Annotated in this window: 23 protein-coding genes; 5 read left to right on the forward strand and 18 right to left on the reverse strand. The window is 62.9% G+C overall.

The genetic code is table 11. The features are described 5' to 3' along the window. Nucleotides 1-77: 77 nt before the first annotated feature. The 6 genes from odhB to sdhC all read right to left on the reverse strand — a co-directional run bounded on the left by odhB (nucleotide 78) and on the right by sdhC (nucleotide 7,659). Entirely contained in the window at nucleotides 78-1,298 is a 1,221-nt protein-coding gene (gene odhB / locus V3314_RS21715; protein WP_196182885.1) for a 2-oxoglutarate dehydrogenase complex dihydrolipoyllysine-residue succinyltransferase, read from the reverse strand. Between the two features lie 42 nt (nucleotides 1,299-1,340). Continuing rightward, nucleotides 1,341-4,172: a 2-oxoglutarate dehydrogenase E1 component gene (locus V3314_RS21720; protein WP_046615100.1), complete on the reverse strand. Its 2,832-nt coding sequence runs from the start codon at nucleotides 4,170-4,172 to the stop codon at nucleotides 1,341-1,343. A 246-nt stretch (nucleotides 4,173-4,418) separates the two neighbouring features. After that, the gene (locus tag V3314_RS21725; RefSeq protein WP_011534752.1) at nucleotides 4,419-5,123 is read right to left on the reverse strand and encodes a succinate dehydrogenase iron-sulfur subunit; all 705 of its coding nucleotides are present in this window, start codon (nucleotides 5,121-5,123) and stop codon (nucleotides 4,419-4,421) included. An 11-nt stretch (nucleotides 5,124-5,134) separates the two neighbouring features. Further along, complete coding sequence (gene sdhA / locus V3314_RS21730; RefSeq protein WP_046615099.1) at nucleotides 5,135-6,907, reverse strand: succinate dehydrogenase flavoprotein subunit; 1,773 nt, start codon at nucleotides 6,905-6,907, stop codon at nucleotides 5,135-5,137. Nucleotides 6,908-6,910: 3 nt separating this feature from the next. After that, the gene (gene sdhD, locus V3314_RS21735) at nucleotides 6,911-7,279 is read right to left on the reverse strand and encodes a succinate dehydrogenase, hydrophobic membrane anchor protein (RefSeq protein WP_003254214.1); all 369 of its coding nucleotides are present in this window, start codon (nucleotides 7,277-7,279) and stop codon (nucleotides 6,911-6,913) included. Then, nucleotides 7,273-7,659, reverse strand: a complete 387-nt coding sequence (gene sdhC / locus V3314_RS21740) for a succinate dehydrogenase, cytochrome b556 subunit (protein ID WP_012315350.1) — start codon at nucleotides 7,657-7,659, stop codon at nucleotides 7,273-7,275. Before sdhC ends, sdhD begins: the two co-directional genes overlap by 7 nt. Before the next feature lie 352 nt (nucleotides 7,660-8,011). On the opposite strand from sdhC, the gene gltA reads away from it, so the two are divergent. Continuing rightward, nucleotides 8,012-9,301, forward strand: a complete 1,290-nt coding sequence (gene gltA, locus V3314_RS21745) for a citrate synthase (RefSeq protein ID WP_016711651.1) — start codon at nucleotides 8,012-8,014, stop codon at nucleotides 9,299-9,301. A gap of 65 nt (nucleotides 9,302-9,366) precedes the next feature. On the opposite strand, the gene V3314_RS21750 is transcribed toward gltA, so the two are convergent. From V3314_RS21750 to V3314_RS21790, 9 genes are all read right to left on the reverse strand, one after another. Next, nucleotides 9,367-9,972, reverse strand: coding sequence for an START domain-containing protein (locus V3314_RS21750; protein WP_046615098.1), 606 nt, complete (start codon nucleotides 9,970-9,972; stop codon nucleotides 9,367-9,369). A gap of 33 nt (nucleotides 9,973-10,005) precedes the next feature. Next, nucleotides 10,006-10,260 (reverse strand): YkgJ family cysteine cluster protein, encoded by a 255-nt coding sequence (locus V3314_RS21755; protein ID WP_046615097.1) that lies wholly within the window; start codon nucleotides 10,258-10,260, stop codon nucleotides 10,006-10,008. Between the two features lie 130 nt (nucleotides 10,261-10,390). Continuing rightward, nucleotides 10,391-10,882, reverse strand: coding sequence for a hypothetical protein (locus tag V3314_RS21760; protein WP_046615096.1), 492 nt, complete (start codon nucleotides 10,880-10,882; stop codon nucleotides 10,391-10,393). Between the two features lie 63 nt (nucleotides 10,883-10,945). Next, nucleotides 10,946-12,385 (reverse strand): PLP-dependent aminotransferase family protein, encoded by a 1,440-nt coding sequence (locus V3314_RS21765; RefSeq protein WP_046615095.1) that lies wholly within the window; start codon nucleotides 12,383-12,385, stop codon nucleotides 10,946-10,948. A gap of 295 nt (nucleotides 12,386-12,680) precedes the next feature. Beyond that, the gene (locus tag V3314_RS21770) at nucleotides 12,681-13,493 is read right to left on the reverse strand and encodes an OmpA family protein (protein WP_046615094.1); all 813 of its coding nucleotides are present in this window, start codon (nucleotides 13,491-13,493) and stop codon (nucleotides 12,681-12,683) included. Next, entirely contained in the window at nucleotides 13,490-13,843 is a 354-nt protein-coding gene (locus V3314_RS21775) for a DUF4398 domain-containing protein (protein ID WP_046615093.1), read from the reverse strand. The genes V3314_RS21770 and V3314_RS21775 overlap by 4 nt, the downstream gene beginning before the upstream one ends. A gap of 9 nt (nucleotides 13,844-13,852) precedes the next feature. Then, nucleotides 13,853-14,674 carry a transporter substrate-binding domain-containing protein gene (locus V3314_RS21780; RefSeq protein ID WP_046615092.1) on the reverse strand — a complete coding sequence of 274 codons (822 nt, stop codon included), beginning with the start codon at nucleotides 14,672-14,674 and terminating at the stop codon, nucleotides 13,853-13,855. 187 nt (nucleotides 14,675-14,861) lie between these two features. Continuing rightward, the gene (locus V3314_RS21785; RefSeq protein ID WP_046615091.1) at nucleotides 14,862-15,791 is read right to left on the reverse strand and encodes an FAD-binding protein; all 930 of its coding nucleotides are present in this window, start codon (nucleotides 15,789-15,791) and stop codon (nucleotides 14,862-14,864) included. Further along, nucleotides 15,792-16,541 (reverse strand): electron transfer flavoprotein subunit beta/FixA family protein, encoded by a 750-nt coding sequence (locus tag V3314_RS21790; RefSeq protein ID WP_015271101.1) that lies wholly within the window; start codon nucleotides 16,539-16,541, stop codon nucleotides 15,792-15,794. A gap of 537 nt (nucleotides 16,542-17,078) precedes the next feature. Here V3314_RS21790 and V3314_RS21795 point away from each other — a divergent pair. After that, a complete protein-coding gene (locus tag V3314_RS21795) occupies nucleotides 17,079-18,761 on the forward strand; it encodes an electron transfer flavoprotein-ubiquinone oxidoreductase (RefSeq protein WP_080958465.1) in 1,683 nt (560 codons plus the stop codon). 267 nt (nucleotides 18,762-19,028) lie between these two features. Here V3314_RS21795 and V3314_RS21800 read toward each other — a convergent pair whose 3' ends face one another. From V3314_RS21800 to V3314_RS21810, 3 genes are all read right to left on the reverse strand, one after another. Then, the gene (locus V3314_RS21800; RefSeq protein WP_046615088.1) at nucleotides 19,029-20,354 is read right to left on the reverse strand and encodes an MFS transporter; all 1,326 of its coding nucleotides are present in this window, start codon (nucleotides 20,352-20,354) and stop codon (nucleotides 19,029-19,031) included. Between the two features lie 72 nt (nucleotides 20,355-20,426). After that, nucleotides 20,427-20,906 carry a response regulator gene (locus V3314_RS21805; RefSeq protein WP_046615087.1) on the reverse strand — a complete coding sequence of 160 codons (480 nt, stop codon included), beginning with the start codon at nucleotides 20,904-20,906 and terminating at the stop codon, nucleotides 20,427-20,429. 168 nt (nucleotides 20,907-21,074) lie between these two features. After that, nucleotides 21,075-21,551, reverse strand: a complete 477-nt coding sequence (locus V3314_RS21810; protein ID WP_046615086.1) for a sigma-70 family RNA polymerase sigma factor — start codon at nucleotides 21,549-21,551, stop codon at nucleotides 21,075-21,077. A 260-nt stretch (nucleotides 21,552-21,811) separates the two neighbouring features. Between V3314_RS21810 and V3314_RS21815 the strand changes: the two genes are divergently transcribed. Genes V3314_RS21815 through V3314_RS21825 form a run of 3 tightly spaced genes read left to right on the forward strand, consistent with a single transcriptional unit; the run spans nucleotide 21,812 to nucleotide 26,371 of the window. After that, entirely contained in the window at nucleotides 21,812-22,984 is a 1,173-nt protein-coding gene (locus V3314_RS21815) for an efflux RND transporter periplasmic adaptor subunit (RefSeq protein WP_046615085.1), read from the forward strand. Then, complete coding sequence (locus tag V3314_RS21820) at nucleotides 22,985-24,949, forward strand: MacB family efflux pump subunit (protein ID WP_322492573.1); 1,965 nt, start codon at nucleotides 22,985-22,987, stop codon at nucleotides 24,947-24,949. Nucleotides 24,950-24,952: 3 nt separating this feature from the next. Beyond that, on the forward strand, nucleotides 24,953-26,371 hold the full coding sequence (locus tag V3314_RS21825) for an efflux transporter outer membrane subunit (RefSeq protein ID WP_338459628.1): 1,419 nt from the start codon (nucleotides 24,953-24,955) through the stop codon (nucleotides 26,369-26,371). Nucleotides 26,372-26,434: the final 63 nt, after the last annotated feature.

Below are 26,434 nucleotides of genomic sequence, written 5' to 3' on the forward strand. Positions count from 1 at the left end.
GCTACAAGCTACAAGCCGCGGACCGCGCGGCATGGCTTCCTGCGAAGCCAGGGCCGGCACGGTACGCAGCCAGAGGGTTAGATGTCCAGCAGCAGGCGAGACGGATCTTCCAGCAGGTTCTTGATGGTGACCAGGAAGGTTACCGCTTCCTTGCCGTCGATCAGGCGGTGATCGTACGACAGCGCCAGGTACATCATCGGGCGAATCACTACCTGGCCATTGATGGCCATCGGGCGCTGGATGATGTTGTGCATGCCGAGAATGGCGGCCTGCGGCGGGTTGACGATCGGGGTCGACATCATCGAACCGAAGGTACCACCGTTGGTGATGGTGAAAGTGCCGCCGGTCATCTCTTCGATGGCCAGCTTGCCGTCACGGGCTTTTTTGCCGAAGGTGGCGATGCCGTTCTCGATTTCCGCCAGGCTCATCGACTCGGCGTTACGCAGTACCGGCACCACCAGGCCACGGTCGCTGGACACGGCAACGCCGACGTCGGCGTAGCCGTGGTAGACGATGTCGTTGCCATCGATCGAGGCGTTGACAGCCGGGAAGCGCTTCAGGGCTTCGGTGGCGGCCTTGACGAAGAACGACATGAAGCCCAGGCGTACGCCGTTGTGGGTCTTCTCGAACAGGTCCTTGTACTTCGAACGCAGGGCCATGACCTCGGTCATGTCGACTTCGTTGAAGGTGGTCAGCATGGCCATGCTCGACTGGGCTTCGACCAGACGCTCAGCGATCTTGGCGCGCAGGCGGGTCATCGGCACACGCTTCTCGGTGCGGTCGCCAGCGGCAACGACAACCGGAGCGGCAGCGGTAGCGGCAGCAGGCTTGGCAGCTGCAGCTGGCGCCGACTTCTTGTTGGCGACGGCAGCGACGACGTCTTCCTTGGTGATGCGACCACCTTTGCCGGTGCCGGCAACGGTAGCCAGGTCGATGCCGTTCTCTTCAGCCAGCTTGCGCGCGGCCGGGGCGGCAACCGGGTCTTCTTCGCCAGCGTCCGCAGCAGCGGCAGCCGGGGCAGCAGCGGCCGGAGCGGCAGCTGGCGCAGCGGCGGCAGCACCGCCTTCAACGATCGAACCCAGCACTTCGTCGGACAGGACGGTGTCGCCCTCGCCCTTGACGATGGCGCCCAGCACGCCGTCGGCGGTGGCCAGCACTTCCAGGACGACCTTGTCGGTCTCGATGTCGACGATCAGCTCGTCACGCTTGACGGCATCGCCCGGCTGCTTGTGCCAGGTGGCAACGGTGCCATCGGCAACCGATTCCGGGAAGGTTGGGGCTTTGATCTCGATAGCCATTATCTGTGTTTCCTTAAATTCGGTTTCAGGTGCGCGAAGGCGTTAGACAGTGAACGCGTCTTGCAGCAGTTTTTCCTGCTGTTCGGCGTGCATCGAGGCGTAACCACAAGCAGGCGCGGCAGACGCGTCGCGACCGGCGTATTCCAGGACCAGTGCCTTGTTGTGGCGGCCCAGGATACGGCGCATGTGGTGCTGGCTGCTGTACCAGGCGCCCTGGTTCATCGGCTCTTCCTGACACCAGACCGCATGCTTGAGGTTGGTGTACGGCGCCAGGATTTCCACCAGGTCGTCCTCAGGGAACGGATACAGCTGCTCGATACGCACGATGGCGATGTCTTCGCGGCCTTCGGCACGGCGTTTTTCCAGCAGGTCGTAGTAAACCTTGCCGCCGCACAGGACCAGGCGTTCGACCTTGGCCGGATCGAGGCTGTCGATTTCCGGGATCACGGTCTGGAACGAACCTTCTGCCAGGTCTTCCAGGGTCGAGATTGCCAGCTTGTGGCGCAGCAGCGACTTCGGCGTCAGCACGATCAGCGGCTTGCGCAGCGGACGGATGACCTGGCGACGCAGCAGGTGGTAGATCTGGGCCGGGGTGGTCGGTACGCAAACCTGGATGTTGTGCTCTGCGCACAACTGCAGGTAACGCTCCAGGCGCGCGGAGGAGTGCTCCGGGCCCTGCCCTTCATAACCGTGTGGCAGCAGCATGGTCAGACCGCACAGGCGGCCCCACTTGTGCTCGCCGCTGGTGATGAACTGGTCGATCACCACTTGCGCACCGTTGGCGAAGTCACCGAACTGGGCTTCCCAGATCACCAGCGCGTTTGGCGTGGTGGTCGAGTAGCCGTATTCGAATGCCAGTACCGCTTCTTCCGACAGGAAGGAGTCGTACAGCTCGAACCTAGGCTGGCCCGGGAACAGGTTCTTCAGTGGTACGTAGGTGCTGGCGTCCTTCTGGTTGTGCAGCACCGCGTGACGGTGCGAGAAGGTGCCACGGCCGATGTCCTGGCCGGTCATGCGGATCGGGTGACCTTCGAACTGCAGAGTGGCGTAAGCCATGGTCTCTGCGTAACCCCAGTTGATCGGCAAGCCACCGGCCTGCATCTTCTGGCGGTCTTCGTAGATCTTGGCGACCTGGCGCTGAACGACGAAGCCTTCCGGCAGTTCCAGCAGCTTGGCCGACAGTTCCTGCAGGGTCTTGAGGTCGAAGCGGGTGTCGTGACGCGCGGTCCAGGCATGGCCCAGATACGGACGCCAGTCGACGAACAGCTCGCGGTTCGGCTCCTTGACCAGGCTCTTCACCACGTGCAGGCCATTGTCCAGCGCGTTGCGGTACTCGTCGATCTTGGCCTGGGCGCGCTCGGCATCGATGCGACCGGCCTGGATCAGTGCCTCGGCGTACAGTTCACGCGTGGTGCGCTGCTTGCTGATCTGCTGGTACATCAAAGGCTGAGTGCCGTTCGGCTCGTCGGCCTCGTTGTGGCCGCGACGGCGGTAGCAGACCAGGTCGATGACCACGTCACGCTTGAACTGCATGCGGTAGTCGATGGCCAGCTGGGTCACGAACAGCACGGCTTCCGGGTCGTCGCCGTTCACGTGCAGGATCGGCGCCTGGATCATCTTGGCAACGTCGGTGGCGTACTCGGTGGAGCGCGCGTCCAGCGGGTTGCTGATGGTGAAACCAACCTGGTTGTTGATCACGATGTGCACGGTACCGCCGGTCTTGAAACCGCGGGTCTGCGACATCTGGAAGGTTTCCATGACCACGCCCTGGCCGGCGAATGCTGCGTCGCCGTGGATCGAGATCGGCAGTACCTTGTCGCCAACGGTGTCGTTGCGGCGGTCCTGACGGGCGCGCACCGAACCCTCGACCACTGGCGAGACGATTTCCAGGTGGGACGGGTTGAACGCCATGGCCAGGTGCACTTCGCCACCCGGGGTCATCACGTTCGAGGAGAAGCCCTGGTGATACTTCACGTCACCGGAGCCCAGCTCGTTCATCTTCTTGCCTTCGAACTCGTCGAACAGCTCGCGCGGGTTCTTGCCGAAGGTGTTGACCAGAACGTTCAGGCGGCCACGGTGGGCCATGCCGATCACGACTTCCTTGGTGCCGTAGGAACCGGAACGCTGGATCATCTCGTCCAGCATCGGGATCAGGCTCTCGCCGCCCTCGAGACCGAAACGCTTGGTGCCTGGGTACTTGGTGCCCAGGTACTTCTCAAGGCCTTCACCAGCGGTCACGCGCTCAAGCAGGTGGGCCTGCACGTCAGCGGAAAACTCCGGACGGCCGCGCACGCTTTCCAGGCGTTGCTGGAACCAGCTGCGCTGCTCGGAATCGACGATGTGGGTGAACTCGGCGCCGATGGTGCGACAATATGTCTTCTGGAGCGCCTCGAAGATCTCGCGTAGGCTCGCCTCCTCTTTGCCGATGAACAGGTCGCCGGCACGGAAGGTCGTATCAAGATCGGCATTGGTCAAGCCGTAGTGATTGATCGACAGGTCTACAGGCGCAGGACGCTGCCACAACCCCAACGGGTCGAGCTTGGCAGCCTGATGGCCGCGCATACGATAGGCCTGGATCAGTCGCAGAACTTCAACCTGCTTCTTCTCGTGTTCACTGCTCACGCTCCCGGCGGAAACCGGTTGGGCGCGGCGCTGGTTCTTTGCCAGCAGTACGAAATGGTCGCGGATTGTCGAGTGCGATACATCGGTAGCGGTGCTGCCGTCGGCGGGCAACTTCTGGAAGTAGGTGCGCCACTCTTCTGGCACAGCGTTAGGGTCGTGCAGGTAGAGCTCATAAAGCTCTTCCACATATGCAGCGTTACCACCTGAAAGGTGGGCGCTTTCCCACATGCGCTGCATCACGCTTTCTTGCATGCTTGGTCACCCTCGGTTAGGGGACTGATCGGCGAGAGCCACAGCAAACCTGGAAAAGTCCGAATACAGCGACTGAACCACGCCACTTGGATCCTGCTGATTTTCCGGGTACCAGCCCGGAAAGCCCCTGCTGGTCTCATATCTTCATAGGTAATGAACGCGGGCTTTGTGGGCCCTTGTTCGGGTTTTACCTCAGTGCGGGCTCACCACCCGCACCTCGGCTTACTGCAGGTACAACACTTTGTATCAGGTGCCGCTTTGCAGCAGCATGTTACGTACGTGACCGATTGCCTTGGTCGGGTTCAGACCTTTCGGGCAAACGTTGACGCAGTTCATGATCCCGCGGCAGCGGAATACGCTGAACGGGTCATCCAGGGACGCCAGGCGCTCCTGGGTCTTGGTGTCACGGCTGTCGGCCAGGAAGCGATAGGCCTGCAGCAGTGCGGCCGGGCCCAGGAACTTGTCCGGGTTCCACCAGAACGACGGGCAGGAAGTCGAGCAGCAAGCGCACAGGATGCACTCGTACAGGCCGTCCAGCTTGTCGCGATCTTCCGGCGACTGCAGGCGCTCGATGGCCGGTGCCGGAGTGTCGTTCTGCAGGAACGGCTTCACCTTCTCGTACTGCTTGTAGAAGATGCTCATGTCGACGACCAGGTCACGAATGACCGGCAGGCCCGGCAGCGGGCGCAGAATCAGCTTGTTGCCCTTCACCACCGCCGACAGCGGGGTGATACAGGCCAGGCCGTTCTTGCCGTTGATGTTCATGCCATCGGAACCGCAAACGCCTTCACGGCACGAGCGACGATAGGAGAAACCTTCGTCCTGCTCCTTGATCAGTGCCAGCACGTCCAGCACCATCAGGTCCTTGCCGCCGGTATCGACCTGGAAGGTCTGCATTTTCGGCGCCGAATCGGTGTCCGGGTTGTAACGATAAACTTCGACTTGCAACATAGCGGCCACCCTTAGTAAGTCCGGACTTTTGGTTCGAAGGCTGGAACAGTCTTCGGCGCAAAGTTGACGCCACGCTTGGCGACGCGCTTCTCACCCGGGTAGTACAGGGTGTGGCACAGCCAGTTTTCGTCGTCACGGTCTTCGTAGTCTTCACGGGCGTGAGCGCCGCGGGACTCTTTACGGGCCTCTGCCGCGATGGCGGTAGCTTCGGCGACTTCCAGCAGGTTCTGCAGCTCCAGCGCCTCGATACGCGCGGTGTTGAAGGCCTGGGACTTGTCGTTGATCTTGACGTTGGCGATACGGTCACGCAGACCGGCCAGTTGCTCGATACCCTTCTGCATGTATTCGCCAGTGCGGAATACACCGAAGTAGTTCTGCATGCAGCTCTGCAGCTCGCGCTTCAGGCTGGCAACGTCTTCACCAGTGGTGCGCTCGTTCAGCTTGTTCAGGCGGTTCAGGGCAACATCGACGTCGGTGTCGCTGGCGTCGCGGTATTCCACGCCTTCGGTCAGCGCCTTCTCCAGGTGCAGACCGGCAGCACGGCCGAACACCACCAGGTCCAGCAGCGAGTTGCCACCCAGGCGGTTGGCACCGTGTACCGATACGCATGCCACTTCACCTACGGCGAACAGGCCAGGGATGATCTGGTCGTTGCCTTCGGCGTCCATGGTGATGGCCTGGCCATGAATGTTGGTGGCAACGCCGCCCATCATGTAGTGGCAGGTCGGGATGACCGGTACCGGTGCGACCACAGGGTCGACGTGGGCGAAGGTCTTGGACAGTTCACAGATACCTGGCAGGCGGCTGTGCAGCACTTCCTCGCCCAGGTGGTCCAGCTTCAGCAGTACGTGGTCCTTGTTCGGGCCCACGCCGTTGCCGGCGATGATTTCCTTGACCATGGAACGGGCGACCACGTCGCGGCCGGCCAGGTCTTTCGCGTTCGGCGCGTAACGCTCCATGAAGCGCTCGCCGTGGGCGTTGATCAGGTAGCCACCCTCACCGCGGCAACCTTCGGTGACCAGTACACCGGCGCCGGCGATGCCGGTCGGGTGGAACTGCCACATTTCGATGTCCTGCACCGGCACGCCGGCACGCAGGGCCATGCCCACGCCGTCACCGGTGTTGATCAGGGCGTTGGTGGTGGAGGCGTAGATACGGCCGGCACCGCCAGTGGCCAGCACGGTGGCCTTGGACTTGATGTACAGGGTTTCGCCGGTTTCGATGCAGATCGCGATCACGCCAACGAATGCGCCGTCCTGGTTCTTCACCAGGTCAACTGCGTAGTACTCGTTGAGGAAGGTGGTGCCGGCTTTCAGGTTGCCCTGATACAGGGTGTGCAGCAGCGCGTGACCGGTACGGTCGGAAGCGGCGCAGGTACGGGCAGCCTGGCCACCCTTGCCGAAGTCCTTGGACTGACCACCGAACGGACGCTGGTAGATACGACCGGTTTCGGTACGCGAGAACGGCAGGCCCATGTGGTCCAGTTCGAAGACCGCAGCCGGGCCTTCCTGACACATGTATTCGATAGCGTCCTGGTCACCGATGTAGTCGGAGCCCTTGACGGTATCGTACATGTGCCAGCGCCAGTCGTCGTTCGGGTCGGCCGAAGCGATGGCGCAGGTGATGCCGCCCTGGGCGGATACAGTGTGCGAGCGGGTCGGGAAGACCTTGGTGACCACGGCAGTCTTGTGGCCGCCTTGAGCCAGCTGCAGCGCTGCGCGCATGCCGGCACCGCCGCCACCGATGATGATGGCGTCGAAGGAAATGGTTGGAATGCTAGCCATGGATCAGATACCCCAGAGAATCTGCACACCCCAGACGAAGTAAGCGAACATCGCAACGCCGCATACCGCCTGGAACAGGAAACGAATCGCAGTTGCCGACTTGCCGAACGACATTGGCGTCAGGTAGTCGGTCGCAATGGTCCACATGCCGACCCAGGCGTGAGCGCCCAGGGCAACGAGGGCCAGCAGACTGAAGATCCGCATCGCGTTGTTGGAGAACAGACCATGCCACTGGGTGTAGTCGATGCCTGGGTGGGCGACCACGTAGCCGATCAGGAAGAGGAAGTAAGCCGCGAGAACGACCGCAGAAACGCGCTGCGCCATCCAGTCATAGAGGCCCGAACGCGACAGGTTCGTGACATTGGTTACCATACCCAAACTCCCACCAGAACGATCAGCACCACGGAGATGACGATCACGATTTTCGAGCCCAGCTTGCCGCCTTCCAGCGTCTCACCGATGCCCATGTCCATGATCAGGTGACGTACACCTGCCACGAGGTGATAAAGCAGGGCGGATAGCAGGCCCCAGGTCACGAATTTGGCCAGCGGGCTGGTCAGACACGCCTTCACCTCACCAAAGCCTTCCTCGGAACCCAGCGACTTGCCCAGTGCATAAAGCATGATGGCAAGGCCGAGGAACAGGATGACGCCGGAGATACGATGCAGGATGGACGTGTACGCAGTGACGGGGAGCTTGATGGTCCTTAGGTCTAGGTTTACAGGTCGTTGGCTTTTCACGGCTTTTTTCACACTGAAGAGCCCCTAGCGAATCAGGGCAAAGTTGTTGGTAAGTGTACTGGTCAGGTACCCACCACCCAGGGAACGGCGACCCCCAGCAGTTCGGGCTTGCAAGCCCCTGGCGGTCGGGTTGCGAGTATAGACAGTTAGGCTGCTTATGACAACGTGACGGGGTAGCCCAAATAGCGCATTGCCTTTAACGCACAAAAGGCGTAAATGGGCGAGAATTTCGCGAAAAATCAGGCCTCAATGCCTGTTTCAACAAGCCTTTAGGCAAATTGACATCTGAATTTATCCCTCTATAGTGGTGCGGGCCCTGCGTGGGGGGTCTGTCTGATGATTTCAAGCATTAATAGGAGGCCACATGGCTGACAAAAAAGCGCAGTTGGTCATCGAGGGCGCTGCCCCCGTCGAGCTGCCCATTTTAACCGGCACCGTTGGTCCTGATGTAATCGACGTCCGCGGGTTGGGGGCCACTGGTCACTTCACCTTCGACCCTGGTTTCATGGCGACTGCCTCGTGCGAGTCGAAGATCACCTACATTGACGGCGACAAAGGTATCCTGCTGCACCGCGGCTACCCGATCGAGCAGCTCGCCGAACAGTCCGACTACCTCGAAACATGCTACCTGCTGCTCAACGGCGAACTGCCGAACGCCGAGCAGAAGGCCCAGTTCGTCAGCACCGTTAAGAACCACACCATGGTTCACGAGCAGCTGAAGTCCTTCTTCAACGGCTTCCGCCGCGATGCCCACCCGATGGCGGTGATGTGCGGCGTGGTCGGCGCCCTGTCGGCGTTCTATCACGACTCCCTGGACATCAATAACCCGCAACACCGCGAAATTTCCGCGGTGCGCCTGGTCGCCAAGATGCCGACCCTGGCCGCGATGGTTTACAAGTACTCCATGGGCCAGCCGATGATGTACCCGCGCAACGACCTGTCGTACGCGGAAAACTTCCTGCACATGATGTTCAACACCCCGTGCGAGATCAAACCGATCAGCCCGGTGCTGGCCAAGGCGATGGACCGGATCTTCATCCTCCACGCCGACCACGAGCAGAACGCCTCCACTTCCACCGTTCGCCTGGCCGGCTCGTCGGGTGCCAACCCGTTCGCCTGTATCGCCGCCGGTATCGCCGCACTGTGGGGCCCGGCCCACGGCGGTGCGAACGAAGCAGTACTGACCATGCTCGATGAAATCGGCGATGTTTCAAACATCGACAAGTTCATCGCCAAGGCCAAGGACAAGAACGACCCGTTCAAGCTCATGGGCTTCGGTCACCGCGTGTACAAGAACCGCGACCCGCGCGCCACCGTGATGAAGCAGACCTGCGACGAAGTCCTGCGCGAGCTGGGCATCAAGAACGACCCACAGCTGGAACTGGCCATGCGCCTGGAAGAGATCGCCCTGACCGATCCGTACTTCATCGAGCGCTCGCTGTACCCGAACGTCGACTTCTACTCGGGGATCATCCTCAAGGCGATCGGCATTCCAACCAGCATGTTCACCGTGATCTTCGCCCTGGCACGTACCGTGGGCTGGATCTCGCACTGGAAAGAAATGCTCTCCAGCCCGTACAAGATCGGCCGCCCGCGCCAGCTGTACACCGGCGAGCAGAAGCGCGACATCGTTGCGCTGCAGGACCGCAAGTAAGCCTCCATAGCCGAACGCAAAAAGGCTGCCTTCGGGCAGCCTTTTTTATTCATCCTGTGCCGGCCTCAGTTTTTCTCAGCCCGCTCCCGCAACCCTTTCAGGGTATTGAACGGTGCATCCACCACGAACTTGTTGGCCACCATCGCCGGCACGCTACCACCCGGCTCGGTGTGCACCTGATAAGTCACTTCCGTGCTGTCACCCTTGGGCACCAGCTTCCAGAAGCCTTCGACCTTCGCCACCCGTACAAAGCCCTTCTCTTCCGGGATGTAGGTCGGCTCTTCCTTCAGGTTGCGTACCAGGCTGCCATCAGCCTGCTTCATCGTGGTCACATGCAACACCGAGTCCCGCGGCGTCACCGGCCATGGCGTATTGAACTGGGTGTAGGTCCAGCTCTGGTCACCCTCGTGCTTGAGCAGCTTCTGCGACTTGCATTCGTGAATCCATGCACAAGCCCCGACCACGTCCTCCTGCAACGCCTGCACCTTGGCCAGCGGCGCCTTGATCACGGTGACGCCTTGATAGGCCTTGTACTTGGAACCGGCCACTTCACTGAGGGAAACCTTGATCCCCTCCTCGTCCTTTGCCACCTGCCAGTTTTCGGCCCAGGCCGCAGGCGACAGCAGAACACCCATGCCACACAGCAGAGCAATACGCTTGAACGATCTCATCATGTTTATCCTTGTTGTCGAAGATCCAGCCTGTCACGCCGCCGTCATCTGCTCCCACCAACCAAGAATCCTGATGGCCTCGTCACGGTCATTGCCGCACACCTCGACATCCGCCTTGAAACCGCCACACACTGCCGGCCGCTCGGGTTTACCGAACAGGTCGCAGAGGTTGTCGACAGTCAGGTGCAAGCAACGCTCGCCAGCCGGCTTGCCATTGGGCATGCGCGGCATCGCAGAGGTGATGGACGGGGCGATGCAGCAGGCACCACAACCCTCACGGCAATTCATGGCTATTCACCAAAATCAGGACTCCCTGGAACAAAACGGGACGAACGTCCCTGGATAGTAACCGCTCAAACAGGCGTTTGAAATTGCTGGCATGATGAAATCTGCCGTGACCCGGCAGTCAGTTCACCTGCTACTGGCGGTACTCGAAATCGATGGCCGCCCCTTCCACGTCGCGACGGCTGTCGTTACGCAGCTGCAGCTGCATTTCGTTGCTGATCAACCGGCCATTGAGCTGGAACGGGCTGTCGCTAGCCTCCGGCTTTTCAGTGAACATGGGAGGCAGCAAAGGTTTGCGTCGCTGTATCGGCGAGGGGCTGCCCACATTCGGCTCAAGGTTATCGACCATATCGGCCGGCAGGCTGAGGTCGAGCCTTGCCTTGGGTAGCGGCCGGGCAACCTCCTTGCTCACCGGCTTGCGTGCGGGCCTGGCGTTTCTCTTAACGGCTTTTTTTGCCGCCTGTTTGTGCGCAGGCCTGGCTGCAGCCTTCTGCACCGGCTTGGCTTTCTGCACCGGTTTGGCCGCCTGCGCCTGGCCTGCCGGTTGCGCAGCCTGGGCGACACCGGCCAGGCTGCAGAGCGATACAAGGCACAAGATCAAGGCAAAACGGCGCAAAGCATTCATGGCAAATGGACAGACTGGCAGGAAAAGTACCTATGCTCCCTGTTCCACGGGCGCGTGGCAAGCCTACAGAAGCGCCGCTGGCTCTCGACACAATTGCTGGGCCAGCAACCCGAGAGTGATCACCGCGCGCTCCGCTTCCTTGTTCCAGGGTATACCGCAATTGAGGCGTATGCAGTGGTTGAACTGCTCGGTGTTACTGAAGATCAGCCCCGGCGCAATACTTATGCCCTGCTCCAGCGCGCGGACATGCAGCTCCTGGGTATTGACCCGCCCCGGCAGGCTCACCCACAGGATGAAACCGCCCGTCGGCCGGGTCATCTGGGTACCCTCGGGGAAGTGCTGCTGCACCGCCAGCTGGTAGGCACTGAGGTTCTTGCGGTACTCCTGGCGGATGTAACGCAGGTGCCGGTCGTAGCCGCCATTCTCCAGGTAGGCTGCCACACCCATCTGCGTCACGCTGCAGGCCGAGTGAGTGGTGAAGGTTTGCAGGCGCTGGATTTCGTCCTGATAGCGCCCGGCGATCATCCAGCCAACGCGCACGCCGGGGGACAGGGTTTTAGAAAAGCTCGAACAATAGATCACCCGGTCCAGCCGGTCGAATGCCTTTAGCGCCTTGGTCTTGCCCTGCTCGAACATCAGCTCGCCATAGATGTCATCCTCGACGATCTGGATATCGAAATCCGACGCCAGGCGCAGCAACTGCTTCTGCCGCTCTTCCGGGACAGTGCCACCCAGCGGGTTGCTGAGGCGAGCGGTCAGGACCAGGGCCTTGATCGACCACTGGTTGGCCGCCAATTGCAGCGCCTCGAGGCTGATGCCGGTGGACGGGTCGCTGGGAATCTCGATCACCTTCAGGCCCAGCAGGTCGGCCAGTTGCAGCAACCCATAATAGGTGGGCGATTCGGCGGCGATCAGGTCGCCGGGGCGAGTCAGCACGCGCAGCGACATCTGCAGCGCATCGACACAACCATGGGTCACGATCACTTCACGCGGGTCGACCAGAACACCGGCATCACGCATGCGGATGGCGATCTGCCGGCGCAGCGGCTCGAAACCGGGGCTGAACATGTAGCTGAAGGCACGCGGGCTGTGGAAGCGCGTGACCTTCGCAATCTGCTGGTGCAATGCACGGACCGGCAGGTAGTCGACATGCGGCACAGCAGCGCCGAACGGGAACACGCCATCACGGCGAGCCTCGGTCAGTACCTGCTGGATGATACTGGCGCGGGTGACCAGCCCGGGGCGCTCCACCCGGGCGATGTCCGGGGTCTGCGCGGTCAGGGCCGGGGTCTGGTGCACATAGTAGCCGGACTGCGGCCGCGCACGGATCAGCCCCTGGTCCTCGAGATTGGCATAGGCTTGCAGCACCGTGGCGTGGCTGACATTGAGCTGGGCACTCATCTTGCGCACGGAGGGCACCCGCTCGCCTGGCTGGTAGACACCACGACGGATGTCATCGGCCAGTTGCTGGGCGATACGCTGGTACAACAGCAGGTTGGTCATGGCTGGCTCTCGACGCGCGTACGGGCTCGTTGTTCTTGTGTGGCTCACTGACGGTAGAGGATACCGTAACAGTTGCAAAGTGTACTGGGACAGATCGCAGGATAGTCAACAATACAGTTGCGTGACAGCCATAGAAACGATCAAGCCCGGGTAGCCCGACGAAAAGCGGGGCCGCTTTGCGGCCCATCGCAGGCAAGCCAGCTCCCACAGGTGATGCACAGGGCTTGAGGTCAATGCGTCAAGGTGGGGGCTGGCTTGCCGGCGATGGGCTGCGAAGCAGCCCCTTTCACATGATTCAGCGTGCTGGCGCCAGCTTGCCCTTGTCATCGGAGAACACGATTTCGACGCGGCGGTTCTGCGCCCTGCCCCGCTCCGAGGCGTTGGCCTCGATCGGGTACTGGTCGCCATAACCCTCGACCTGCAGGCGCTTCTCGTCGATGCCCAGGTCTACCAGCATGTCGGCTACGGCCTGCGCGCGATCACGAGACAGCTTCAAGTTGTCCTCGGCCGGGCCTGTGCTGTCGGTATAGCCTTCGATCCGCACCACCCGGCGCGGGTTGAGCTGGAGGAACTGCACCAGCTTGAGCACGGTACGGCTCGCCGAGTTCTTCAGGTCGGCGCGACCGGTGTCGAACAGCACGTCACCCAAGGTCATCACCAGACCACGGTCGGCCTGCTCCGAGGCCAGCGCGGCGATCTGCGACTCGACCCACTTGCCCTGCTGCTGAACACTGGCCAGTTTGGCCTCGCGCAATGCCAGCTGCAGGCGCTGGCGCTCCAGGTCGAGCTTGGCCTGACGCTCCTGATTCAGCGCCAGCTTGGCATGCTCGCTGGCAATTTCGCTGTAACGCTGGCTCAGGTAGGCGTAATGGCGAACGTCGGCACCCGTGCCGATGTAGCTGGACAGGCGCTCGGCGCGGGCCAGCGACTCGCCTGCGCGAATCACGTCACGCGGTGCGCTGCGCAACACATTGGAATCATCCTTGACCTTCTGGAAGGCTGCGGTGGCTTCATCCAGCGCTGCGCTGCTGCGCTGGCTGGCGCAACCTTGCAGACCTGCCGCCAGCGCCAGCACTGCCAGCGCGGCCAACGGCATGCGACGGATCATGGCTGCACCTCCAGCTGCTTGCGCAGGCGCTTGACCCGCGACTGCAGCAGCTGCAATTGCTCTTCGCTCTTCTGGTTCAGCACCTGGGCCTCGGCCAGGCGCGCATCCAGCTCGGCCTGCTCGGCACGCATACGAGCATCGCGGTAGTCTTCGGTGAGCATGTTGGTCTTGGCCCGGGCCAGCTTGTCTTCAGCCAGCTTGAGCGCATCGACCTGCTCGGTGGCACCGACGGCCCTGGCCTGCTCCAGTGCCTGTTCGGAAATGCGCATCTGCTCGTTAGGGGCCGGATCGTTGGCGCAGCCAGCCAGGCCGAGCACGGCCAGGGCAAGGATTAGTGGTTGGGTTCTCACGCAATCTTCCTAGTGTTTGGGGGCGTCCGTCGGCACCTGCAGCTGCGCTTTCCAGCGCTCGACATTACGTTGCAGCACGGCCTCGGACGCACCGGAGATCGGCAATTCTGTCAGTTTTTTCGCCAATTGCCCACGCAACCAGCTGTCATTGCAAGCCGAATTGTGCGACACGGCCAGGTACAGGCCCGGCCGATCCACCGGCAGGCCTCGGGCGATCAGGTCATTGCTCATGCCCAGGCTCTGCGCCATGGCCATGCCCGAATAGCGGCCTGCGAGCACATAATCCACCTGGCCGAGCACCAGCTTCTGGAACGCCTGGGTCAGGTTCTGTGCCGGCACCAGTTTCAGCTGTGCCTTGGCGAAGGCGGTAAAGGCCGGGGTCAGCCGCGCGCGCTCGGACAAACTGCCCTGGTACTGGGCCAGGTCAGCCGGGCCCTCGAAGGCCAGTGTCGCGTCGTGGCGCGTCCACACCAGGTATTCATTGAGCTGCAGGGGTGGGTGGATGTAGTCCAGAGCGGTCAGTTGCTCCACCTGCATGGGGGTATCGAGCAGCAGGTCCATCCGCCCGCTACGTACTTCTTCCAGCGCCTGGTCACGACGGCCGGCGCTCAGCACCTCCACCTTCACACCCAGCTCGCCAGCCACCTGGCGAAGCAGGTCGACATTGGCGCCGATCAGGTGTTTCGGGTCGTTCGGATCCTGCCACGAATAGGGCGGCGCATCAGGGCTACCGGTCGCCACCAGGCGTTCGCACTTGCCTGCCGCCAAGGCCAGCGGCGAAACCAGCACCGCCATGCATGCCAGCACCCTGCCTGCTTTGCGCAGCACCATTACTCACTCCTTGTATTGCTTTGCCCGGCCCAATCGCCGGCAAGCCAGCTCCCACAGGTACAGCACCGCCCTTGAGAACTGCGCTGTACCTGTGGGAGCTGGCTTGCCGGCGATTGGGCGGAAACTGACCAAAAAAAACCCGGCCCCCTGTACGAGGGCCGGGTTCTTTATAAGTGAAGCAGGCGGATCAGACCAGCTTTTCCAGCTCCGGAACCGCTTCGAACAGGTCAGCGACCAGGCCGTAGTCGGCTACCTGGAAGATCGGCGCTTCTTCGTCCTTGTTGATCGCCACGATCACCTTGGAGTCCTTCATGCCGGCCAGGTGCTGGATCGCGCCGGAGATACCGACGGCGATGTACAGCTGTGGCGCAACGATCTTGCCGGTCTGGCCGACCTGCATGTCGTTCGGCACGAAGCCGGCGTCGACCGCGGCGCGCGAGGCACCGACGGCAGCACCGAGCTTGTCGGCCAGGCTGTACAGGTGCTTGAAGTTGTCACCGTTGCCCATGCCACGGCCGCCGGAAACGACGATCTTGGCAGCGGTCAGCTCTGGGCGGTCGGACTTGGCCAGCTCTTCGCCAACGAAGGCCGAAATGCCAGCGTCGTGCGCAGCGCCGACGGCTTCGATGGCAGCCGAACCACCTTCGGCGGCCACGGCGTCGAAGCCGGTGGTACGCACGGTGATGACCTTGATGGCAGCGCTCGATTGCACGGTGGCAATGGCGTTACCGGCATAGATCGGGCGTTTGAAGGTGTCGGCGGACTCGACCGAGATGATCTCGGAAATCTGGTCCACGTCCAGCAGCGCGGCAACGCGCGGCAGGATGTTCTTGCCGTTGGTGGTGGCCGGGGCCAGCACGTGGCTGTAGCCCTTGGCCAGCTCGACGATCAGCGGCGCGACGTTTTCCGGCAGCACGTGGGCGTAGGCAGCGTTATCGGCAACCAGCACTTTGGCCACGCCAGCGATCTTGGCTGCGGACTCGGCAATGCCGCCCACGTTCTGGCCAGCGACCAGCACGTGCACATCACCACCGATCTTGGCGGCAGCAGCAACAGTATTCAGGGTGGCCGGGGCTACGGCACCGTTTTCGTATTCAGCGACAACCAGGATAGTCATTTAGATTACCTTCGCTTCGTTCTTCAGCTTCTCGACCAGTTCGGCCACCGATTTGACCTTGATGCCAGCGCTGCGAGCAGCCGGGGCTTCAACCTTCAGGGTCTTGTTGGTGGAGGCGAGGGAAACGCCAAGCGCGTCTGGAGTAACGGTCTCCAGCGGCTTCTTCTTGGCCTTCATGATGTTCGGCAGCGATGCGTAGCGTGGCTCGTTAAGGCGCAGGTCGGTGGTGACGATAGCCGGCAGGTTCAGTGCAACGGTCTGCAGGCCGCCGTCGATTTCACGGGTGACGTTCAGCTTGTCGCCAGCCACTTCCACCTTGGAGGCGAAGGTGCCCTGGGCGAAGCCGGTCAGCGCAGCCAGCATCTGGCCGGTCTGGTTGTTGTCGCTGTCGATGGCCTGCTTGCCGAGGATGACCAGCTGCGGCTGCTCTTTGTCGACAACGGCTTTCAGCGCCTTGGCCACGGCCAGGGAATTCAGTTCGTCAGCGGCTTCGACCAGGATGGCTCGGTCGGCACCCAGGGCCAGGGCGGTACGCAGTTGCTCCTGGGCAGTGGCCGGGCCGACGGAAACGACGACGATCTCGGACGCGACGCCCTTTTCCTTCAGGCGTACGGCTTCTTCCACGGCGATTTCGCAGAAGGGGTTCATGGACATCTTGACGTTAGCAAGGTCGACGCCGGAGTTGTCCGCCTTGACGCGAACCTTGACGTTGTAGTCGACCACTCGTTTGACAGCTACAAGAACCTTCATGGATTCCTCGTTACTCTCCGGTGAATAGATAGTCGCCAGGGGCAGAGCCCTGCGATGCGCGTGGGTACAAGGGCACCTCTAAAAACGTACCGGGAGGCGGTAACTTCACAGTGACCGAACAGTCTTGTCCGGACTCTTGCGACAAATACTCACGGGTCATTTCCTGTCGTGGCGTGTAAACTCCACTACAAACCGGCCCAAGGCCGCAAAACCCTGCTCCACACCTGGTCTTTAGAGGTGTACCTGCGCCCGGCTGCAAGCCTACGGCGAACGTAAAACCGCTCGTATCTTGACCGTAACACCCAATCCGGTCAATACGGCAAATCGGTCACCCTCCAGCCGCGTTCCTGTGATTTTACTGGCCTGCGGCAAATTCAAACAAACGTTTGTATTGGACCCGCCAAGTGGTGTAGATATAATGCGCGGCCAAGACAAAACGGTGTAGTCCGTCATTTGCCCAGCTACAGTTCCGCCGTTGCGTAGAACCGCCGCGAATGCCCCGCGCACCCATAAGACAAAGCAACAGCACGAGCCTTGATGAGTAGGAGAGAACCAGTGGAACGCGAATACATGGAATTCGACGTGGTCATCGTCGGCGCCGGCCCGGCGGGCCTGTCCGCCGCCTGCCGCCTGAAGCAGAAGGCCGCCGAAACCGGTAGCGAAATCAGCGTCTGCGTGGTGGAAAAAGGCTCTGAAGTCGGCGCCCACATCCTCTCCGGCGCGGTGTTCGAACCCCGCGCCCTGAACGAGCTGTTCCCAGACTGGAAAGAGCTCGGTGCGCCGCTGAACACCGAAGTGAAGCGTGACGACATCTACGTACTCAAGGATGCCGCCAGTTCGACCAAGGTGCCTGACCTGTTCGTGCCCAAGACCATGCACAACCAGGGCAACTACATCATCTCGCTGGGCAACCTGTGCCGCTGGCTGGCCCAGCAGGCCGAGAACCTGGGCGTGGAAATCTACCCAGGCTTCGCCGCACAGGAAGCATTGTTCGACGAAAACGGCGTGGTCCGTGGCATCGTCACCGGCGACATGGGCGTCGACCGCGAAGGCAACCCGAAAGACGGCATGTACACCCCTGGCATGGAACTGCGTGCCAAGTACACCCTGTTCGCCGAAGGCTGCCGCGGCCATATCGGCAAACAGCTGATCAAGCGCTTCAACCTCGACAGCGAAGCCGACGTCCAGCATTACGGCATCGGCCTGAAGGAAATCTGGGAAATCGACCCGGCCAAGCACGAGCAGGGCCTGGTGGTGCATACCGCCGGCTGGCCGCTGGACGTGATGGCCAAGGACAACACCGGTGGTTCGTTCCTCTACCACCTGGAAAACAACCAGGTGGTGGTCGGTCTGATCGTCGACCTGTCCTACGCCAACCCGTACCTGTCGCCGTTCGACGAGTTCCAGCGTCTCAAGCACCACCCGGTAATGAGCCAGTACCTCGAAGGCGGCAAGCGCATCAGCTACGGTGCCCGTGCCATCTGCAAGGGCGGCTTCAACTCGCTGCCGAAGATGGTGTTCAACGGCGGCGCGCTGATCGGCTGCGACCTGGGCACCCTGAACTTCGCCAAGATCAAGGGCAGCCACACCGCGATGAAGTCCGGCATGCTGGCCGCCGAAGCGGTGGCTGACGCACTGAGCGCCGGCAGCGAAGGCGGTGACCAACTCAACGGCTACGTCAGCGCCTTCAAGGCCAGCTGGCTGTACGAAGAGCTGTTCGCCAGCCGCAACTTCGGCCCGGCCATGCACAAGTTCGGCCCGCTGCTGGGCGCGGCGTTCAACTATGTGGACCAGAACTGGTTCGGTGGCAAGCTGCCGTTCACCCTGCACGACACCAAGCCGGACTACGCCTGCCTGAAGCTGGCGGCAGAGTCGCAGAAGATCGATTACCCGAAACCCGACGGCAAGCTCAGCTTCGACAAGCTCAGCTCGGTATTCCTCTCCAGCACCAACCACGAAGAGGAACAACCCTGCCACCTGAAGCTGACCGACCCGAACGTGCCGATCGCCAGCAACCTGCCGCTTTACGACGAGCCGGCACAGCGTTACTGCCCGGCAGGCGTGTACGAAGTGGTCACCCAGGAAGACGGCAGCAAGCGCTTCCAGATCAACGCGCAGAACTGCGTGCACTGCAAGACCTGCGACATCAAGGACCCGGCCCAGAACATCACCTGGGTCACCCCTGAAGGCGCTGGCGGGCCGAACTACCCGAACATGTAAGGCCCCTGCCCTGCGCTAACGAAAAGCCCCCGGTTCTCACGAGCCGAGGGCTTTTTGTTTTACCTGTTCTGGCTGTACTGGCCCGTATAGGAGCGGCCTTGTGTCGCGATGGGCTGCGCAGCAGCCCCGATGGTTTGCGCTGGAGCATAGGTCCTGGGGCTGCTGCGCAGCCCATCGCGACACAAGGCCGCTCCTACAAAGTCCGCTGCCATCCCACTGTGGTGCCGGCTCAGGAAGTCTGTCTCAGCCCCCAAGACCATTACACGCTCATTTGTCACCACACATGATGGGCATCGGCTCCGCGGCAAACGCCAATGGCTCCCGACGCCCGAAATACAAGGCCGTCAGCAACCCCACTGTGCCCATGACCAGACAAAAGCCGACACACACCCACGGGCTCCAGGGCATCAGCGCAATCAGCGCCAGCGGTGTGGTGCTGGCCCAAAGCGCGTAGGCCACGTTGTAGGTAAAGGAGATGCCCGACACGCGAATCTCGGCCGGGAACAACCCGACCATTACTGACGGCACCACGCCCACCACGCCGCAGGACAGCCCCGCCAGCGCATAGGCCAGCCAGGTCATGCCCCACTGCCCCACCAGGCTGGCATACAACGCGCCGATGCCCACCGGCAGCAGCAGGCTGTAGAGCATCAGCGCGCGCCAGGCGCCTACGCGGTCGACCAGCAGCCCGGCCAGCACGCAACCGATGTTGAGGAAGACGATACCCACGCTGCTGAGGGCAAAGGTGTGCCCGGCACTCATGCCGAAGCGCTGCTGCATCACTGTCGGGGTAATCACCACCAGCACCACGACGGCGGAAGTCAGCACGCAGGTCAGCAGCGCCGCCGGGATCAACGCCCGACGGTGTTCACCCAGCACCCGCCGCAGCGGGAAGCTCACCGGCTGCTCCTGGCGCGCGCGCAGGGCAAGGAACACCGGTGTTTCGCTGAGCCAACGACGCAACCACACGCCGATCACGCCGAATACCCCGCCGAGCAGGAACGGGTAGCGCCAGGCGTAGTCGAGGATTTCCTGCGGGGTGAACAACTGCGCCAGCAAGGTCGCGGTCAGTGCCCCCAGCAGATAGCCAAAGGTCAGGCCGGCCTGCAGGAAGCCCAGGGCATAACCGCGCCGCCCGGCTGGCGCGTGCTCGGCGACGAAGGTCCAGGCGCTCGGCACCTCGCCACCCACCGCCGCGCCCTGCAGGATACGCAGTGCCAGCAGGATCAGCGGCGCGGCATAGCCGATGTCGGCGTAGGTCGGCATCACCCCGATCAACAGGCACGGCAGGGCCATCATCAGGATGCTCAGGCTGAAGACCCGTTTGCGTCCCAGGTGGTCGGCGAAGTGCGCCATCAGGATGCCGCCTAGCGGCCGCGCCAGGTAGCCGGTGACGAAGATTCCGAAGCTTTGCAGCAGGCGCAACCATTCGGGCATCTCGGGTGGGAAGAACAGCTGGCTGAGGGTAAGCGCAAAGAATACGAAGATGATGAAGTCGTAGATTTCCAGCGCGCCGCCCAACGCCGCCAGGCCCAGGGTCCGGTGGTCGCCGCGGCTGAACCGGGGCGGGCGAGCGGTATCGATGGCAGTCATGGCAGGGTCCGCAAATCGGCAAAGGGCAAGAGGATAGCAAATAGCGGCCCCCGTGCCCCGTACGTCGCCGCTTTAGCGGTTGAACATGGTGTTGACGAAATTGGCCCGTGGCCGCGGCCGAGCCGTGGCAACCGGCATGGTGCCCGGCAGTGGCAGCTTGCCGACCAGCAGTGGCGTATCAATGATCGCCATGAACGCCTCCAGTGCCTCGTTGTCGGGCACCTGGGGCAGGCTCAGGCTGACGGCCTGGCGCTCGGTCTGCGGCACCAGGGGCACTTGCAACTGGTTGGAGTGATAAAGGAGGGCGTGCTGGATCTGCGTGCTGACGCGACAGAAGCGCGCCAGGTCGACCCCGACATGGCTGGCCAGCTCGATATTGCCCAACAGCAAGTGGAAAGGCTGCAAGGCACTCAGGACCAGGCGCTGCAGCTCCTCGAAGCTGTCCACTGGCGCTATCCGGTAGTAGCCCAGGCCGTTGAGCAGCCGCTCCAGTTGCAGGCGCTGACACGGGTGTGCGTCGGCGATGAGGATGCGCAGGGTCTTGTTGGCCATGGTGGGACCTGGGCAGTTGGGTGATGGGTAGGCTCCATGACCATACTGCGCCAGTAACGGCTGCTGCCAAGGCTACGCCTGGCAGGGGTCTTCTTTGATAGAAGTCGGGAAAACCGTGGAAATCAAGTGATCGACTGACGGAATTTTCATCTGCATTCAACCCGGCGATCAGGATTCCCACTCGCGCATGCGCACCCGGCAGTGCTTCATGGCATTGACGATGTGCTTCTCCACCAGGCTGCGGGAAATACCCAGGTGCTCGGCAATCTGCTGGTGCGACAGGCCTTCGAGCTTGCGCAGCAGGAAGCAGTCGCGGCAGACCTTGCTCAGCTCTTCCAGCGCGCGCTGCATCAGCGCAAGGCGCTGGTCGAGCTGCATGTCGTGGGTCGGCGCCGGGGTGTGCCAGCGCTCGTCGTTGTCCAGTACCTCCAGCGGCTCGGCCTGACGTACCTGATGCCGCCGGTGGCGGTCGACCACCAGATTGAGCGCGGTGCGGTAAAGGAAGGCACGCGGGTGCTCGATGCGCTCGGCGTCGGTGCGTTCCAGCACCCGCAGGTAGGCATCGTGCGCCACATCTTCGGCGGCCTGACGATTGCCCAGGCGCGCGGAAAGGAAGCCCACCAGTTCGCGATAGTAATGTTCCACGACGTTACCTGAGATCGTCCTGCCAGCCTATGCCAGAAAGCCCTTTCAGGCAGCGACGCGGGACCGAGTGATGTCAGCGTGCGATCTTACAAATTATAATTATTCTCAGCAACAAGAGGGGAATGGCTGGAGGGCTTCAGCGCCTGGGAGACCTAGCGCCACACCCCTCCCGCCATACACCTGCCAGCCCCAATCCGATATCCGCTAAATCCCCCCCTGCCGCGTTCGTCTATCTGGCACCCCCTCGGCTGGATGTCTGCATGAGACCTTTAACCAACACCCGTCGCCGGCTGCTGCTCAGCGGCCTGTGCCTGCTCGGCCTGGGTTGCCTGCTTGCCTGGAAAGCCCTGCCCTACGGCGCACAGCCGCTCAGCACGGTTGCCGTGACCCGCGCCGACATCGAAAGCAGCGTCACTGCACTGGGCACCCTGCAACCAAGGCGCTACGTGGACGTCGGTGCCCAGGCGTCGGGGCAGATCCACACCCTGCATGTGGAGGTCGGCGACACGGTGCGCAAAGGCCAGCTGCTGGTCGAGATCGACCCTTCGACCCAGCAGGCCCGGCTGGATGCCGGCCGCTACTCGATCGACAACCTCAAGGCCCAGCTGGCCGAACAACGCGCGCAGTTCCAACTGGCCCGACAGCAGCTCGAACGCCAACGGGACCTGGCCGCCGCCGGCGCCACCCGCGACGAGGACGTGCAAACGGCCGCCGCACAGCTGAAGGTCACCCAGGCGCGCATCGACATGTTCCAGGCGCAGATCCGCCAGGCCCAGGCCAGCCTGCGCAGCGACGAGGCCGAGCTGGGCTACACGCGCATCTATGCGCCGATGGACGGCACGGTAGTGGCGGTGGATGCACGTGAAGGGCAAACCCTCAATGCCCAACAGCAAACCCCGTTGATCCTGCGCATCGCCAAGCTCTCGCCGATGACCGTGTGGGCCCAGGTGTCGGAGGCCGACATCGGCAAGGTCACCCCGGGCATGACCGCCTACTTCACCACCCTGGCCGGCGGCAAGCGCCGCTGGACCAGCACCGTGCGGCAAGTGCTGCCGATCCCGCCCAAGCCCCTGGAGCAGGCCAGCCAGGGCGGCGGCAGCCCGGCCAGCGTCAGCAATGGCAGTGCTGGCAGCCAGGTGGTGCAGTACAGCGTGCTGCTGGATGTCGACAACCCGGACGGCGCGCTGATGGCCGAGATGACCACGCAGGTGTTCTTTGTCGCAGGCAAAGCCAGCCAGGTGCTGACCGTACCCCTGGCTGCGCTGGACGACGGCGATGGCCTGCGCCTGGCGCATGTGCTGACCCGCGATGGCAAGGTGGAACAGCGCCAGGTGCGCACCGGCCTCAGCGACCGCCTGCGGGTGCAGGTGCTGGAAGGCCTCAACGAAGGCGAACGCCTGGTGATCGGCGCCTCTGGCGTCAGCGGAGGTTGAATGAGCACACCCCTGATCGAGCTGGTCGACATCCGTAAATCCTACGGCGGGGTCGAAACGCCCAAGGTCGATATCCTGCATGGCATCAGCCTGCGCATCCATCCCGGCGAGTTCGTCGCCATCGTCGGCGCCTCCGGCTCCGGCAAGTCGACCTTGATGAATATTCTCGGCTGCCTCGACCGCCCCACTTCCGGCAGCTACCGCTTCGCCGGCAAGGATGTGGCCGAACTGGGCAGCGACGAACTGGCCTGGCTGCGCCGCGAAGCGTTCGGCTTCGTGTTCCAGGGCTACCACCTGATCCCCTCGGGTTCGGCCCAGGAAAACGTCGAAATGCCGGCCATCTATGCCGGCATCGCCGCCAACGAACGCCACGCCCGTGCCAGCGCCCTGCTCGGCCGCCTGGGCCTGGCCAGCCGCACCGGCAACCGCCCTCACCAGTTGTCTGGCGGCCAGCAGCAACGGGTGTCGATTGCCCGGGCGTTGATGAATGGCGGCCATATCATTCTCGCCGACGAACCCACCGGCGCCCTCGACAGCCACAGCGGCACCGAAGTGATGGCGTTGCTCGACGAGCTGGCCAGCCAGGGCCACGTGATCATCCTGATCACCCATGACCGCAACGTCGCGGCGCGGGCGCAGCGCGTGATCGAAATTCGCGACGGCCTGATCATCAGCGACTCGGCCGCCGACAAGCCCACGGTCGACGACGGTCGTGGGCTGCAGGCCGACCAGTTGCGCCAGCGCCTGGACCGTGGCGCGACCTTGCACGGGGCGTGGAAAGGCGAATTGCTCGAAGCCCTGCAAGCGGCCTGGCGGGTGATGTGGGTCAACCGCTTCCGCACCGCCCTGACCCTGCTGGGCATCGTCATCGGCGTGGCCTCGGTGGTGGTGATGCTGGCAGTGGGCGAAGGTAGCAAGCGCCAGGTCATGGCGCAGATGGCAGCCTTCGGGTCGAACATCCTCTACCTCAACGGCAAGCCGGCGAGCCTGGGCGAGCAGGCCGGCACCATCACCCTCGACGATGTCGCCGCCATCGGCCAACTGCCGCAGGTCAAGCACGTGATGCCGGTGATCGGCGAAAAGATGATGGTGCGCCACGGCAACAACAGCCAGCGGTTCTATGTGGGTGGCAACAACACCGGCTTCCCCGAGATTTTCAACTGGCCGGCGGTGCAAGGCAGCTTCTACACCGATGCCGATGAAGCCAACGCTGCCGCGGTGGCGGTGATCGGCCAGAAAGTGCGGGAAAAGATGCTCGACCCTGGGCGCGACCCGCTGGGGCAGTACCTGTTGATTGGCAATGTGCCGTTTCAGGTGGTCGGTATCCTGGCCGGCAAGGGCGCCAGCTCTGGCGACCAGGACAGCGACGGGCGCATCGTGGTGCCCTACTCCGCCGCAGCCATCCGCCTGTTCGGCCAGCGCGACCCGGACTACATCGCCGTTGCCGCCCTCGACTCCACGCGGGTCGACGAGGCCGAAGCGGCCATCGACAAGCTGCTGCGCCAGCGTCACAACGGCCGCCGGGACTTCGAGCTGACCAATGACGCGGCGTTGATCCAGGCCGAAGCGCGCACGCAGAACAGCCTGTCGCTGATGCTGGGGGCGATCGCCGCGATCTCGCTGCTGGTGGGCGGCATCGGCGTGATGAACATCATGTTGATGACCGTACGCGAGCGCACCCGTGAAATCGGCATCCGCATGGCCACCGGTGCGCGCCAGCGCGACATCCTGCGGCAATTTCTCAGCGAGGCGGTAATGCTGTCGATGGTCGGCGGCCTGGCCGGCATCGTCCTGGCCCTGGCCATCGGTGGCGGCCTGATGCTGGCCGAAGTGGCGGTGGCCTTTGCCCTGCCCGCGATGCTCGGCGCCTTCGCCTGCGCCGTCGTCACCGGCATCGTGTTCGGCTTCATGCCAGCGCGCAAGGCCGCCCGCCTAGACCCGGTCAAAGCCCTTACCAGCGAATAACCCATGACTCTGCCTAGCCGCATCAGCCTGTTGACCTTATGCGTATGCCTCGCCGCCTGCAGCACGCCGCCACCCCCCACCAGCGGCATCGCCACGCCATCCGCCTGGCAAGGCGAGGCCGCATCACCCTCGGCCCAGCTGCCAACGACACAGTGGTGGCAAGCCTTCGCCAGCCGCGAACTCGACCGCCTGGTACAGCACGCCCTGCACAATGCCCACGACCTGGCTGCCGCCACGGCGCGGGTACGCCAGGCCCAGGCACGCGCAGTCATCGCCGGCGCGCCGCTGCTGCCGGAGCTGAAGCTGGGCCTGGACGGCAGCCGCCAACGCCTGCTGCACGGTGACGGCTATGACCAGCTGGATGTCAGCCGCAGCGAACCTACCAGCACCTCGTTCGACATGCAGCTCAGCGCCAGCTATGAAATCGACTTCTGGGGCGGCCTGCGCGCGACCCGTGACAGCGCCCTGCGCAGCCTGGATGCCAGCCGCTTCGACCGTCAGACCGTGGAGCTGACCCTGGTCAGCGCGGTAGCCGACAGTTACCTGCAGGGCCTGGCCCTGCGGGAACAGTTGCGCATTGCCCGCCTCAACCTGCGCAATGCCCAGAACGTGCTGGGCCTGGTCGAGGCACGCCAGCGCAGCGGCTCCGCCACGCGCCTGGAACTGGCCCAGCAACGCAGCCTGGTGGCCGCACAGCAACGCCAGCTACCGTTACTGGAACAGAAGTGGCAAGACAGCCGCGTTACCTTGGCGACCCTGCTCGGCGACCCGGTGCAGTCGCTACCCACCAGCCAGGACGCGATCGACACCCTGCAATGGCCCGCCATTGGCAGCGGCGTGCCCAGCGAGCTGCTCACCCGCCGTCCAGACATTGCCGCAGCAGAAGCGCGGCTTGCCGCCGCCAGCGCCAACGTGCAGGTCGCCCGCGCCGCCATGCTGCCCAAGCTCACCCTCGGGGCCAATCTGGGAGCTGGCGCCAATACCTTTGCCCATTTGTTCGACAGCTCCTACTACACACTCACCAGCGGCCTGGTTGCGCCAATCTTCAACAACGGCCGGCTGCGTGCCGCGCGTGAACTGGCCGAGGCGCAACAGATGGAGTTGCTGGAGACCTACCGCAGCAGCATCCTGGCCGGTTTTGCCGATGTCGAGAAAGCGCTCAATGCGATCCAGGGCGTTGACCGCCAGCGGCAGTGGCAGGATGAAGAGGTGGAGCAGGCGCGCCTGGCGTTCAACCTGGCGCAGCAGCGTTATGGCGCGGGAGCAGAGACGCTGTTGAGCGTGCTGGAGACCCAGCGCACCTTGTATGTGGCGCAGGACCAGCAGGCGCAACTGCGCCTGGCCCGGTTGCAGGGTAGCGTGGCGTTGTACAAGGCATTGGGGGGTGGGTGGCAACTAGAACACCTGCGCGCCCCGTTGTAGGAGCGGCCTTGTGTCGCGATGGGCCGCAAAGCGGCCCCGGCATTATCCGCATCAACGCTGAAA

The sequence above is a fragment of the Pseudomonas sp. TE3-3-F2023 genome (assembly GCF_036784815.1).
GTDB classification, from domain to species: domain Bacteria; phylum Pseudomonadota; class Gammaproteobacteria; order Pseudomonadales; family Pseudomonadaceae; genus Aquipseudomonas; species Aquipseudomonas pudica.